Genomic DNA, 13,266 nt, shown 5'->3' with positions numbered 1-13,266 from the left:
GCGGTTTAAACGAGGCCTTGCTCTTTCGCCATTCTGCTTGCAATGCCGGGTGCTTTCCAAATGCTTGGCAGCAAAATGAAAGACACAGGCACGGCGGTAATCACAATGAAAGACTGCAATGCAGAAATACCACCAGAGCCCATTGAGATAAGCGCAATAGCGACAATACCCATAATCAGCCCCCAGAACGAGCGAATCACTGCGTTTGGTTCTGTTGAGCCCGTCATCACTACACTGATTGTGTAAGTCATCGAGTCACCCGTCGTCACGATAAATGTTGTCGTTAAGATCAGGAACAGAACCGAAATGATCATTGGGTAAGGTAATTCACCAGTAATCGCTAGCAGTGCTGCAGGCAAGTTAAAGCCTTCAAACGCAGATGAAATCAAACCTGGGTTATCAAGTTCAAACGCAAGGCCACTGCCACCAACGATACTAAACCAGAAGCAAGTAATCAGCGGTGCCGCTATGCTAATAGACATGATTAATTGGCGAATTGTACGACCACGAGAGATACGAGCAATAAAGATCGCCATCATTGGGCCATAACCGATAAACCAACCCCAGAAGAATACTGTCCACCAGCTTAGCCACCCTGTATCACCACGGTAAAGTGCCATAGGGAAGAAGTTATCCACCATACGGCCAACGCCTTGCACGTAGCCATCAACGATAAAGCTTGTCGGCCCGAAGAACAGGATGTAACCAATTAACAGTACAGACAAAATGATGTTGTAACGACTGACGATTTGAATACCCTTGCTCAAACCGCTCAGTGCGGAAAGGGTATACATCAGGATCGCCGCCATAATAACCATACTTTGCGTTACGAACGTATCTGGCAGGCCAAACAATGAATTTAGCGCGTAGCTAATTTGTAAACCTAAGAAGCCGATAGGACCGATGGTTCCTGCTGCTACTGCAATGATGCTACATGCGTCAGCAACATCACCAATCCAGCCTTTAATGGCTTTATCACCAAACACAGGGTAAAGCAGAGTACGCGGTTTAAGAGGCAGGCCTTTATCGTAATGCAAGTGCATTAAGACAATGGAAGATAGACCACCAAGGATCGCCCAAGCTAAGAAGCCCCAGTGCATAAAAGACTGAGATAGGGCATTGATTGCGGCAGTTTTCGGTGAGGCTTCCCCGTATAGAGGCGGAGCAGTCACAAAGTGCGCGATAGGCTCAGCAGCGGCCCAGAACACACCACCACCTGCAAGTAGAGTACAGAGTACGATTGACAACCACTTAAAGTTATCAATATCAGGTTTCGCTAGACCACCTAGGCGCACATAACCAGTGCGACCAAACGCAAGAGCCAAACCAATTAGGAAATTCAGAAGAAGCAGTACTTGCCAGTAAGCTCCGAAATATTTAGTAGCAAAGCCGAAGCCGGTGTTAACCATTGCGGTTAGAGAGTCGGTATTCGTTAGAGCAAGTAAAACGAATAGAGTGAGGAAGCTACCACTTAACCAAAAGACAGGATTGGTGAGTTCGAGGCGCTTGAGTAAAGATGGGGGATGAATAGCAGAATAGTCAGCATCCTGAATAGGCGCTGTGTGGGAGGCGGCATTCGTCATATTTGACATAATTACTTCGCTTTTTAGGGCTATGAAGCCGTGCATTTCCCCTCACATCGTTTCAACGAAAAGTGTGAGGATGTTCAAAAAGCCGATGATGTTAACATGTCGAAGTTGCAAATATAACCTTAGATTTCGATTAATTTTTAACAGGTTAGCCAAGTTGCTGATTTTTGGGTAGAGATCAAAAGAAAGAGTTTTTACGTGAAATGCACCGCATTTCGTATGTAATTAACATTTCCCTTGTTTTTGCATGGAATTATCAGGATTACATTGAGAAAACATGTTTTTCCCAAGCTAAGGTTTAACTCGATGGCTCACTTCGAACTTAACGGGCAGTGGATGCTTACCTCGCCACAGCGTCCCAATCTTGAAATTCCAATGTTTATTCCGGGCGATAATGTGTCGGCGCTTTTACAAGCAGAGCAGATTCCAGATCCTTATTTTGCCGATAATGAAAACAAAGTTCGATGGATTGAAGAGTGTGAGTGGCATATCTCACGTGAGTTTGACGTCGACGCGTTTACGTTGTCTGCCAAGCAAATTTGGATGACGCTAACTCGTGTCGATACATTGGCAACCTTCTATGTTAATGGTGAGTTAGCACTAACTTGCAGCAACATGTTTACCCAGCAACGTGTGGATATTAAACCGCATTTAAAGCAAGGTACTAACACGATTCGGGTTGAGTTTGCTCGGGTGGATTTAGAAGGTATCGCAAGAGCAAAAAAACTGCCATTTCCTATTCCATCGGCAATGGGCAACAACCAAATTCCACACATGAACTTGATCCGCAAAACACAATGCCATTCCGGATGGGACTGGGGCATTTGCTTGATGGTATCGGGTATTTACGACCCCATTCAAATCGACATTGTGAATGAGCTTTGGCTCAAAGGCTTCTCGACAGAGCAGCAATGGCAAGCCGATGGGAGTGTGTTTCTTGATGTAGTAGTTGAAGTGGAAACGGACAGTGAACGCCATGAAATGATGGTTGAATTTAATGGTGAGCGTCAATGTATTCAAACAAAAGGAAGTGGTCACTATCATTGCCAGTTCCACATTTTGGAGCCTCAACGCTGGTGGCCATCGGGTTATGGCGAAGCGTATCTCTATCCCATTACCATTTCTTGCAGAGAGCAAAAGTTAACGCACAACATTGGTTTGCGTCAGCTAACTCTAAATAATCAAGCTGATGAGCACGGCTCTGCAATGGAATTTATCGTCAATGGCGTACCGATTAATGCTAAAGGTGCCAACTGGATCCCTATTGACGCAATGCCGGGGCGAGAGTGCGAAACACGTTATCGCAACCTTTTGCAAAGTGCGGTTGACGCCAACATGAACATGATTCGCGTATGGGGCGGTGGTCAGTACGAGAGTGAAATCTTTTATAACCTTTGTGATGAACTTGGCTTGTTGGTGTGGCAAGACATGATGTTCGCCTGCTCGTTGTACCCATCAAACGACGAGTTTTTAAAAGAGGTAGAAGAAGAACTTAGATTCCAAATCCCGAGGCTCAAGGAGCACCCATCAATCGCACTTTGGTGTGGTGACAATGAAGTGATTGGAGCTATTGGTTGGTATGACGAATCTAAGCGCAGTAAAGTCAAATACACGGTTAACTACGATCGCCTCAACCGCATGATTGAGAAGGAGATTACCGAGCAAGATAGCACTCGCCGTTTCTGGCCAAGTTCCCCATGTAATGGTGAACTGGATTTCGGTGATGCGTGGCATGATGATAGTAAAGGCGATATGCACTTTTGGGACGTTTGGCATTCAGGAAAATCATTCAGTGCCTACCTTGACGTGAATCCTCGTTTTTGCTCTGAGTTTGGTTTTCAATCTTGGCCATCTTTTGCTGAAGTTAAGCGGTTTGTCCCTGAGCAAGACTGGAATATTACATCCCCAACTTTCGAACAACATCAGAAGAACCCTCGAGGTAATAGTATTATCACAGAGATGTTCACGCGCTATTTTCGTTTTCCCTCTGGATTTGAGAGTATGCTGTATTTAAGTCAAGTTCAGCAGGCAATCGCGATCAAAACTGCATGCGATCATTGGCGTGCCATTTCTCCAGTTTGTCGCGGCATGCTGTACTGGCAACTCAACGACAATTGGCCTGTCAGTTCTTGGTCTAGTTTGGAATACAGTGGTCGATGGAAGCAGTTGCACTACCATGCGAAGCGATTTTTCGCGCCACAGTATTTGGTATTTTCCGAGCATACAGGCAAGTTGAGCCTACATTTGCTCAATGATGCCAAAGAGTCCGCAAGCGTCAACACACTGCTTAAGTGGGTAGATTGGCAAGGGGAAGAAAAGCAATGTTGGAGCTTAGAACAAACAGTCATAGCAGACAGCAATACGATTTTGTGGCAATTGGATGAATCGATCGAGAAGGACGAACTTACGTCAGGCTTCTTCTATGTTGAAGCGCAAATCGGTGAAGACAGAATAAGCAACACATGGTTTAGTACTCACGAGCTAAAAACCTTGCCGATAGCGAAAGCCAATATAGGTGTCTCTATTGAAGGGAGGAAAATTACATTGATTGCGGATAAGCCTGCGTTTTTTGTTCATTTGGAGAGTGATGCTGATGGAAGATTCAGTGACTCCAGTTTTACTCTGTTGGCTAAGGTTCCAATGACGGTTGAGTATTTAGGTGATGATGTTTCAGGTATGCAGCAGTCGTTGAGGGTATGCCACCTTAATGATTAAAGCGGGCATAGAACATCTACATGCTGATAACTAAAAAGGGAGCGTTTGCTCCCTTTTTAGTTACCAAGTATCCGTTATTAAGCTCAGGTTGAGACAGAAGACTATTTAAGTTTCTGATGGACCCGATAGCTAACGACAAAGCCAATGTAGAATAGTGCAGCAAGAGTAATCACTGCCGTCGCGTACGCCAGCAGGCTGTTTAACCCTAAACCAAAAGCCAAAGTGAAGGCGATACCATGAATGGCTTCCGCAGGGATTCGGTACCAAGCAGCGTGGACGGAAGATCCGAAGAGGATAAAGGTACTAAGTAAGACAATCGTGCCGCCTATAAAGCCGACCCATCTGCTGTTGTTCATGTTGCAGTCTCAGGGGTTACCGAGGTAACGTAACAAAATATTTCAGGATCGTATTATACAACCGATCATCGCGAAAAGCGCTAGAGAAATTTCGCGGATAAAACAGAGTGTTTTAATTCGAACAAAAAGAATACGACCATAGCCAACTTAATACAGGAATAACAAAACATGTTGAGATTTATACAACGTCGTCGCATTAAGAAAGTGATTAAACTAATGAGTACTAGATTGGTGGTGGGATACGGCAGTCGTGAGTATTTTTCGGTTGGTCAGGTAAAGACGAGCACCAGTGAGTTAAGCGCGTGCCAACAAAAAATTGCGTTGGCATTATATGCGGATCCGCAAGATCTTGATTTGGAAAATCAACCAGAGTTGCAAGCAATACGCTCAGACGTGGCGCATGATTTCTTTTCTGGTGCCGACTATACCGCTCAAGATGTGCTTAATTTACTCGGCTCTGGTGGCTGGAAAGGCGGCCGAATGGAAGATGGAATGTCTCATCATTTTGGTATGCACAGTCGCTATTAAAAACATGCGTTAATTTTATAAATTCGATAAATATTTTTGCTGTTAAAGATTAATTAAATTTTCTTTCAATTGGGTAACAATTACCTAATTATGCACCCGAATCCCAGCGCGTCGCTGGACTGGTTGGATTGCATACCATGAAATTAATCATCAAAGGATTGGGGCTGAGTGCTCTTGTGCTCAGCATGTTTGCTCATGCAGATAGCAAAACGTTGAACGTTTATGCATGGGGTGGCTATTTGCCGGAAGCATCGTTAAAAGCGTTTGAAAAACAAGAAGGCGTTACGATTAATTATTCGACCTTTGAGAATAATGAATCAATGTACACCAAGCTAAAATTGCTAAAAGGTTCTGGTTACGATGTGGTTTTTGCTTCTGCGTACTTCATTGAAAAAATGGGTCGAGAAGGGCTGCTTTCGAAAATAGATCACGCTCAAGTGCCAAACATGCAAGACACAATGGACGGTTTACTTGGCCAAGCGCACGATCCGAAAAATGATTACTCGCTGCCTTATATTTGGGGCATTACCGGGATCAGCTACAACGAATCCATGGTTGAGCAACCAGTGACCAAATGGGCAGACTTATGGGAGTCTCAATACGAACAACAAGTCATGTTGATCGATGACGTGCGCGATGTGTTTGGTATGGCGCTTAAGAAAAATGGCCATAGCGTGAATACAAAAGACGAAGCTGAAATCGAACAGGCTTTTGATTCTCTAGTTGCGCTGAAAAACAACGTATTACTGTATAACTCAGATGCGCCGCAAGTCCCTTACGTGTCCGGTGAAACATCGGTCGGCATGCAATGGAACGGCAACGCATTCCAAGGGCAGGTTGAAATGCCTGAACTGAAGTTCGTGATGCCGGAAGAGGGCGCGGTATTGTGGATGGACAACTTCACTATTCCGTCTGGCAGTAAAAACAAAGAATTGGCGCATAAATTTATTAACTTCATGTACCAATCAGAGAACCAAGCGGAAATCGTGACCAGTTTGGGTTATGCGTCGGCAACAAACGCTGGGCGTGACAAATTGCCAGAAGAGTTGAAAAATAACCGTACTATTTTCCCTTCATCAGAAGACATGAAAAAAGGCGAGTTTATTAATGATGTTGGCGCAGAAACGTTAGCGATTTACGAAAAGTACTGGCAACGTTTAAGAACGCAATAAGCAACGTCTTTGCCTATTGTTAGGCTTAAAATCGTTCAAATTTGGATTCCCCTCATCACGAAAGTGGTGAGGGGAATTTTTTTATAGGTTTTGTACTGCGAGTGTTGCTACGCGGCACGCTTTACGAGGCAGAAGTGCTTTTTACCGCGTTGCAGTAACCAATATTGATCAAACAGTGGGAAGCTTAAACTCGGGTTATCAGCCGCCACTTTTTCACCGTTTACACTGATGGCGTTGTTGCTGATGTGTTCGCGTGCAACACGCTTCGAACTTGCTAAGCCCGACTCAATCAACAGCTCAACCAAATCTTGTTGTGTGCTCTCAATGCTTGGTAAACCATCCAACTCCAACTGTTTTAATTCACCCAAACTCAGTTGTTGCACATTACCGCTGAATAAAGCTTGAGTGATACGCTCGGCACTGGCTAGGCCTTCTTCGCCATGAACAAATCGCGTCATTTCTTCAGCGAGAATACGTTGTGCTTGTGGCTTACCTTGGCTTGCTTGGCCTTGCGCTTCAATGCTGGCAATTTCTTCGCAGCTCAAGAATGTGTAGTAACGCAAGAAGTGGTAAACGTCGGCGTCTTCTGCGCCAAGCCAGAACTGGTAGAACGCGTAAGGAGAGGTCTTGCTAGGATCTAGCCATACTGCACCACCTTCAGTTTTGCCAAATTTGGTGCCATCGGATTTGGTGATCAGCGGCAGAGTTAAGCCAAATACTTGCTCACCATTTTGACGGCGAGTTAAATCGATCCCGCTGACGATGTTTCCCCATTGGTCATTGCCACCGATTTGCAAACGGCAACCGTATCGACGGTTTAGCTCGGCAAAATCGTACGATTGCAGTAGGGCGTAGCTAAATTCGGTGAAGGAGATACCTTGGTCAGGTCGTTGCAGGCGTTGTCTTACCGATTCTCGGTTGACCATAGTATTGATCGAGAAGTGCTTACCCACATCGCGGAAGAAGTCGATCACATTGATCGCTTTCATCCAGTCAGCGTTGTTCACCATGATCATCGGCTTGGTCAGTTGGTGGTTCATCAACTGCTGAATTTGATTAGAAAGATCGTTAACCCAGCCTGAGACGATTTCTTCTGAGTTCAGACTGCGCTCAGTCGCTTTAAAGCTTGGGTCGCCAATCATGCCCGTTGCACCGCCAATCAAGGCAACAGCTTGGTGTCCGGCATCTTGAAAGCGCTTAAGCATAATCAAAGGCACGAGGTGGCCGATATGCAAACTGCCAGCTGTAGGATCGAAGCCGCAGTAAACGGTTTGTGGCTGTGAGAGAAGTGTCTGAATTTCTTCCAAATCGCTGGCTTGTGCAATCAAGCCACGATCTTGTAAATCTTGCAGTAATGGTGTCGTCATTCTTTTTGTCTGTTTTAGTGGTTGTTGTATTCAGACTAAAACGCGACACCTTTTCTCGATATATCCCTTAAGGGACAGTTTTTTATCTTGAATGGAGAATGAGGTGATTGAGGAAAAGCTGGAATAACTCACTCAATGAAGACACATTTAATTGCGAGTAAATTCGCTTTCGATGATTTTTGACCGTGCCTTGAACTAAGTGTAACCGCGCGGCAATTTCTTTGGTGTCAAACCCTTGAGCGAGAAGCGAAGCCACCTCTTGTTCGCGACGGGTGAGTGATTCTACGCCAAACGTTGCTAAAGCTTGCTCAATGGCTAATCGCATACTGCCAGAATAAGCACTCTGTGCAAAAACAGGCTCAGAAAAGGTAAATTCCGTTTGTTTCCAATGCTGCTGACAAAGCGACTGAATTATCGGGAAATAGGGCTTTAGCTTATTGATTTGTTGCTGAGAAAAGTATTTTCCATCAGTCATATATCCGAAGTACAGCATGACCCAACGGCCAGATTCAACTTCGACTAGCATGCTAAGCTCGTCTTTCCACCCTGTTTGATGATAGAACTGCTCGCAGTATGAGGTGAAGTCAACGCCTTTACGCGCCACGTCTTTGAGCGTAAATACGCCTTGTTGCTTTGTCTCGTTTAGTTTGAGAAAAAAAGGGTCATTTTGAAATGAGTCAGTAAGGTAGCGTTGAAAAAGTAACTCTCGCTCGTTCTCAATTGAGTCGTAGAGATAAATAGGATGTTTACCTTCTCGGTAACCTAAAATAACTGCGCAATCAAAATGAAAAAGAGTGCGAATGACACGCATAAGTTTAGGAGTAAAGTTAGGCGTGTTAAGAGCAGAAATTGCTTCTGCTAGCAGATTATTAAAGTTATTGTCAGGCATGGGATACCGAATTGCAGGTGGTTTTGCGCAAGCATAACCAAAAGCAATCCAACGAGAAAGGGAAGTCGCCATCTTCTGGTGACTTCCATAGAGAAAGTTGCGTAAGTGCTCAGTTTTGAGGAATCATATCCCCGTTAACTTATTGATAAGGGTGCATAACAACGGTTTTATTTAAGCGATTAGTTGCTATGCATTACTGCGAGTTAGTGAGCTCTTCGTTAACCCAATATTTAGAACCAGACACGTTAGCATCGATGAGCAAACCTTTAGCGTTCAACTGATAGACGGCGACGCCGCTGTTAAATTGTTTTGAAAGTTGCTCTGAATCTTCGCCCGCAACAGCAGAGGCTTCACTTGTGGCCTCCCATCCTTCGTTGACGAACGTATCAAAGTCTTCTTTGCTCTCAAACAGAACCACTTGTTGGTAAAATTTGCCGCCAGCCCCAAGTGCAACGCCCAAACCAAACATATTCATATAAGTGCGTTCTTCTGTTTCCTTATTCACTGCGACTCCTGACCCTGAGTTGGTGTGAAACAGCAAAGATAATTTACGAGAATCAAAGACCGCGTAGCCGTACGCGTTGTCGTAAATAGCTTTTGCCTCCGGCTTTTCATTAAATAACTTGAGCAAAGCGCTATCTGCCATTAAGTCCACGGCTTGGCGAGCTTCTTCTGGCGTATCGCCTTCCATCAGCTCATCAATTTTTTTGTCGGCAGCATCTATCCATTCTTTGCTCTTCTCGATGCTGGCTTCTGTCCATTCGCCTGCGGTATTGATCGCTTCCTCGGACCAATTCGTGAAATCTTGCCACGCTTGTTTTGAAAACGCTTTGGTGTCGTCCCAAGCATCTTGTGCAGTATCAGAAACTGCGTCGCCAAGCTCAGACATTTTATTGGAAATTTCATCCCAATCGGCATAAGCAGGGGATGCCAGGAGCATCAATGTAGTAAGGAGTGCGATAGGCTTTTTCATCAAATTCTCTCTGGAGTTATCGATATACCATTCATTTTAGGTCATCAGACTTTGATAATGAAATTGACTAAATGACGAACTTGAGAGAGGAATCACGAACTGATTGTGAAATGACGTGTGAATAACAAAGCCCTCACAAGGGGAGTGTGAGGGCTAGAGTTTATCGTGTGTTACTTGCTGCTAACTTTACCTAGTTTTAACCAAGTATCGATAACCGTATCTGGGTTTAGTGATACAGAGCTAATACCTTGATCCATTAGCCATTCCGCTAGGTCGTCGTGGTCTGATGGGCCTTGACCACAAATACCAACGTATTTGCCTGCTTTTGTTGCTGCGTCAATCGCCATCTGAAGCATCACCTTAACCGCTGGGTTACGCTCATCAAATAGATGTGCAACATCGCCAGAGTCACGATCAAGTCCAAGCGTTAGCTGAGTCATGTCGTTTGAGCCAATCGAGAAGCCATCAAAGTACTTTAAGAACTCATCGGCAAGGACCGCGTTGGATGGCAGTTCGCACATCATGATGACTTTAAGACCCTGATCGCCACGGCGCAGATCAAACTTCGCTAGCAAATCAATCACTGATGCTGCTTCGCTTGGTGTACGAACAAATGGGATCATGATTTCAACGTTTTTCAGACCCATTTCGTTACGAACGCGTTTGATTGCTTGAGTTTCTAGCTCGAAGCAGTCTTCAAACACTGGAGAAATGTAACGAGACGCGCCACGGAAGCCAAGCATTGGGTTTTCTTCATGCGGTTCGTATGCTTTACCGCCAACCAAGTTGCTGTATTCGTTAGACTTAAAGTCAGACATACGAACAATAACGCGTTTCGGCCAAAATGCCGCAGCAATGGTTGCGATACCTTCTGTCAGCTTGCTTACGTAGAAATCGATAGGATCTTTGTAACCACGAATACGCTGAGTGATTTCTGCTTTTAGCTCATCGCTTTGTGCATCAAAGTTAAGTAATGCTTTCGGGTGGATACCAATCATCTTATTGATGATGAATTCAAGACGAGCAAGACCAACACCTTCATTTGGAATTTGTGCGAAGTCAAACGCGCGATCAGGGTTACCCACGTTCATCATCACTTTTGTTGGTAGCAGTGGCAGTTCATCAACAGAAGAGCGTTTTACGTCAAACTCAAGTTCACCTTGGTAAACGTAGCCCGTTTCACCTTCTGAACAAGATACGGTCACGGTTGCGCCATCGGTTAACTTGCTTGTCGCATCGCCACAGCCAACGATTGCAGGAATACCAAGCTCACGAGCGATGATGGCAGCGTGGCAAGTACGGCCACCACGGTTGGTTACGATTGCAGATGCTTTTTTCATCACTGGTTCCCAATCTGGGTCAGTCATGTCTGTAACTAGCACGTCACCTTCTTGGACTAATGACATTTGGTCCAGAGAGTCAACCAAGCGAACCACGCCTTTACCGATGCGCTGACCGATTGCACGACCTTCAACCAAAACATCCGCTTTGTTTTGTAGCTCGTAGCGCTCAATCACGTTTTGTTCCGTTTGTGAACATACGGTTTCAGGACGCGCTTGAACAATGTACAGCTTGCCATCAATGCCATCTTTTGCCCATTCAATGTCCATTGGACGCTGATAGTGCTTTTCGATGATCATTGCTTGTTTTGCGAGCTCTTTAATCTCGTCGTCGTTCAATGAGAACGTGTTGCGCTCTTCATCAGAAGTATCAACGATATCAACTTGTTTGCCGATTTCTTGGTTATCTGAGTAGATCATTTTGATCAACTTAGAACCAAATGTTTTCTTAACGATTGGGTGTTCGCCTGCTTCAAGCATTGGCTTGTGAACGTAGAACTCGTCAGGGTTTACTGCACCTTGAACGACCATCTCGCCTAGACCCCATGAAGAGGTGATGAAGACAACTTGGTCGAAACCCGATTCAGTGTCTAGTGTAAACATAACACCCGACGAGGCTTTATCTGAACGCACCATACGTTGGATACCCGCAGATAGCGAGATGCCACGGTGGTCGAACCCTTGGTGAACGCGGTAAGAAATCGCACGGTCGTTAAATAGAGAAGCGTAAACGTGCTTAGTTGCTTCTAGTACTGCGTCGATGCCTTTCACGTTCAAAAACGTTTCTTGCTGACCAGCAAAAGAAGCATCAGGTAGGTCTTCTGCCGTAGCAGATGAACGAACTGCGACTGAAAGCTCAGGATTGCCTTCGATCAGTTCTTGGTAATTTTCACGAATTTCTTGTTCAAGGTCCGCAGGGAAAGGGGCCTCTAATACCCATTGACGAATGTTTGCACCTGTCTTACGCAGAGCTTCTACATCTTCAACGTCTAGTTCATCGAGTAATTGGTGAATACGCTCATCCAAACCTTCGTGGTCAAGGAATTGGTTAAACGCGTATGAGGTTGTCGCAAAACCATTTGGTACAGAAACGCCTGCGTTCGCTAGGTTAGAAACCATTTCGCCAAGTGAAGCATTTTTACCGCCGACTTTGTCGACATCATCCATGGATAGGCCATTGAACCAGAGGGTGTTCTTTTGCATGTCTTTCTCCAGAAACATTGCAGCTTAGTAGGGGGACTTAAATCGATCTAAACAATCGCATGTTGGCTGTTATTACACGTTGACCATACATTGCTTCATTCAGATTGATATCAAAGGCAAACGATTACGTTCTGGCTGAAAAAAATTCAAACGAATTTTTAAAGCTGTGGTGAACCTAACTGAAAGCCAAACTGATTTATTAATATTATGTGTACCATCCTACTCAAAAGATTTTGAAAAATTAAACAGAAATGCAAATAAATAACCAAAGTCGTGATGTGTTCTATGTTTCTGACGGTACGGCGATAACATGTGAGACATTAGGGCATGTTGTTCTCGGTCAATTTCCGTTCATTCCTAACGAAAAAACCTTTCCGTTTGTTGAAAGCCAGGACAAAGCTACTGACGTAGTCAAAGAAATTGAAACTTCCTACCAGCGCAATGGCGTCAAACCTCTGGTCTTTTTCTCAATTGTCGTTCCAGAAGTACGTGAAATGCTGCTTGAAGCGCCAGCATACAGTTACGATGTGTTGGAGAGTATTGTGCAGAAAGTGCAAGACGACATTCAGATGGCACCAAAGCCTAAGTTGCAGCGTTCTCGCAGCGTGGGGAAAGATTCCGACACCTATTTTGACCGTATTGCGGCTATTGAATACACATTGGCGCATGATGATGGCATCACACTAAAAGGGTTGGAGCAAGCTGATATCATCTTACTTGGCGTGTCGCGTAGTGGAAAAACGCCGACTAGCTTGTATATGGCGATGCAATTTGGTTTACGTGTTGTGAACTATCCGTTTATTGCGGAAGATGTGAAGATGATGCGTTTGTTACCTGAGTTTGAGATCCATCGTCATAAGTTGTTCGGGCTTACTATCGACCCTGAACGTTTGACTGAAATCCGTGAGAATCGTTTGTCTGGAAGTGATTACGCTAGCACAGAGCAGTGCAAGCTGGAGCTAGACACTGTTGAGGCTTTGTTTAGAAGAGAGGCGATCCCATATATCAATACGTCCTCTCTGTCTGTTGAGGAAATTACTACGCGTATTCTGGAAAAAGCAGGGATGAAGCGCCGTTTGTTTGGTTAACAAGGGGCACCAACATCGTCGTGTGCAAGAGGAGGCGAGTAACTCC

General features: G+C 44.8%; 10 protein-coding genes. 4 read left to right on the top strand and 6 right to left on the bottom strand.

What is annotated here, in order from left to right; all coding sequences use genetic code 11:
• Nucleotides 1-5 precede the first annotated feature (5 nt).
• A complete protein-coding gene (locus R7H07_RS02925) occupies nt 6-1,592 on the bottom strand; it encodes a BCCT family transporter (protein ID WP_005373846.1) in 1,587 nt (528 codons plus the stop codon).
• A gap of 303 nt (nt 1,593-1,895) precedes the next feature.
• Here R7H07_RS02925 and R7H07_RS02920 point away from each other — a divergent pair, with 303 nt between their 5' ends.
• Nucleotides 1,896-4,304: a beta-mannosidase gene (locus R7H07_RS02920; RefSeq protein ID WP_047102766.1), complete on the top strand. Its 2,409-nt coding sequence runs from the start codon at nt 1,896-1,898 to the stop codon at nt 4,302-4,304.
• A gap of 101 nt (nt 4,305-4,405) precedes the next feature.
• Here R7H07_RS02920 and R7H07_RS02915 read toward each other — a convergent pair whose 3' ends face one another.
• A complete protein-coding gene (locus R7H07_RS02915) occupies nt 4,406-4,660 on the bottom strand; it encodes a hypothetical protein (RefSeq protein ID WP_005387084.1) in 255 nt (84 codons plus the stop codon).
• Between the two features lie 168 nt (nt 4,661-4,828).
• Between R7H07_RS02915 and R7H07_RS02910 the strand changes: the two genes are divergently transcribed.
• Nucleotides 4,829-5,188, top strand: a complete 360-nt coding sequence (locus R7H07_RS02910; RefSeq protein WP_017819807.1) for a DUF6559 family protein — start codon at nt 4,829-4,831, stop codon at nt 5,186-5,188.
• Nucleotides 5,189-5,325: 137 nt separating this feature from the next.
• Complete coding sequence (locus R7H07_RS02905; RefSeq protein ID WP_053304597.1) at nt 5,326-6,360, top strand: ABC transporter substrate-binding protein; 1,035 nt, start codon at nt 5,326-5,328, stop codon at nt 6,358-6,360.
• A gap of 107 nt (nt 6,361-6,467) precedes the next feature.
• Here R7H07_RS02905 and tyrS read toward each other — a convergent pair whose 3' ends face one another.
• The 4 genes from tyrS to ppsA form a co-directional block, all read right to left on the bottom strand.
• Nucleotides 6,468-7,727, bottom strand: coding sequence for a tyrosine--tRNA ligase (tyrS, locus tag R7H07_RS02900; protein ID WP_206958719.1), 1,260 nt, complete (start codon nt 7,725-7,727; stop codon nt 6,468-6,470).
• An 82-nt stretch (nt 7,728-7,809) separates the two neighbouring features.
• The gene (locus R7H07_RS02895; RefSeq protein ID WP_021707696.1) at nt 7,810-8,616 is read right to left on the bottom strand and encodes a response regulator transcription factor; all 807 of its coding nucleotides are present in this window, start codon (nt 8,614-8,616) and stop codon (nt 7,810-7,812) included.
• A 193-nt stretch (nt 8,617-8,809) separates the two neighbouring features.
• Nucleotides 8,810-9,589, bottom strand: coding sequence for a hypothetical protein (locus R7H07_RS02890; protein ID WP_005373824.1), 780 nt, complete (start codon nt 9,587-9,589; stop codon nt 8,810-8,812).
• Between the two features lie 170 nt (nt 9,590-9,759).
• On the bottom strand, nt 9,760-12,132 hold the full coding sequence (ppsA, locus tag R7H07_RS02885) for a phosphoenolpyruvate synthase (RefSeq protein WP_005373822.1): 2,373 nt from the start codon (nt 12,130-12,132) through the stop codon (nt 9,760-9,762).
• A 251-nt stretch (nt 12,133-12,383) separates the two neighbouring features.
• Here ppsA and R7H07_RS02880 point away from each other — a divergent pair, with 251 nt between their 5' ends.
• Nucleotides 12,384-13,220 (top strand): pyruvate, water dikinase regulatory protein, encoded by an 837-nt coding sequence (locus R7H07_RS02880; RefSeq protein ID WP_005373820.1) that lies wholly within the window; start codon nt 12,384-12,386, stop codon nt 13,218-13,220.
• Nucleotides 13,221-13,266 lie beyond the last annotated feature (46 nt).

Origin of the sequence: Vibrio sp. Vb1127, assembly GCF_033338735.1 — a bacterium.
Lineage (GTDB): Bacteria > Pseudomonadota > Gammaproteobacteria > Enterobacterales > Vibrionaceae > Vibrio > Vibrio alginolyticus.
The sequence above is the reverse complement of the archived record's forward strand: the minus strand, read 5'-3'. Positions and strand labels throughout refer to the sequence as shown.

Bases quoted from the DNA above. Each gene is read 5' to 3' on its own strand.
- R7H07_RS02925 (WP_005373846.1), bottom strand. From the start codon at position 1,592: ATGTCAAATATGACGAATGCCGCCTCCCACACAGCGCCTATTCAGGAT.
- R7H07_RS02920 (WP_047102766.1), top strand. From the start codon at position 1,896: ATGGCTCACTTCGAACTTAACGGGCAGTGGATGCTTACCTCGCCACAG.
- R7H07_RS02915 (WP_005387084.1), bottom strand. From the start codon at position 4,660: ATGAACAACAGCAGATGGGTCGGCTTTATAGGCGGCACGATTGTCTTA.
- R7H07_RS02910 (WP_017819807.1), top strand. From the start codon at position 4,829: ATGTTGAGATTTATACAACGTCGTCGCATTAAGAAAGTGATTAAACTA.
- R7H07_RS02905 (WP_053304597.1), top strand. From the start codon at position 5,326: ATGAAATTAATCATCAAAGGATTGGGGCTGAGTGCTCTTGTGCTCAGC.
- tyrS (WP_206958719.1), bottom strand. From the start codon at position 7,727: ATGACGACACCATTACTGCAAGATTTACAAGATCGTGGCTTGATTGCA.
- R7H07_RS02895 (WP_021707696.1), bottom strand. From the start codon at position 8,616: ATGCCTGACAATAACTTTAATAATCTGCTAGCAGAAGCAATTTCTGCT.
- R7H07_RS02890 (WP_005373824.1), bottom strand. From the start codon at position 9,589: ATGAAAAAGCCTATCGCACTCCTTACTACATTGATGCTCCTGGCATCC.
- ppsA (WP_005373822.1), bottom strand. From the start codon at position 12,132: ATGCAAAAGAACACCCTCTGGTTCAATGGCCTATCCATGGATGATGTC.
- R7H07_RS02880 (WP_005373820.1), top strand. From the start codon at position 12,384: ATGCAAATAAATAACCAAAGTCGTGATGTGTTCTATGTTTCTGACGGT.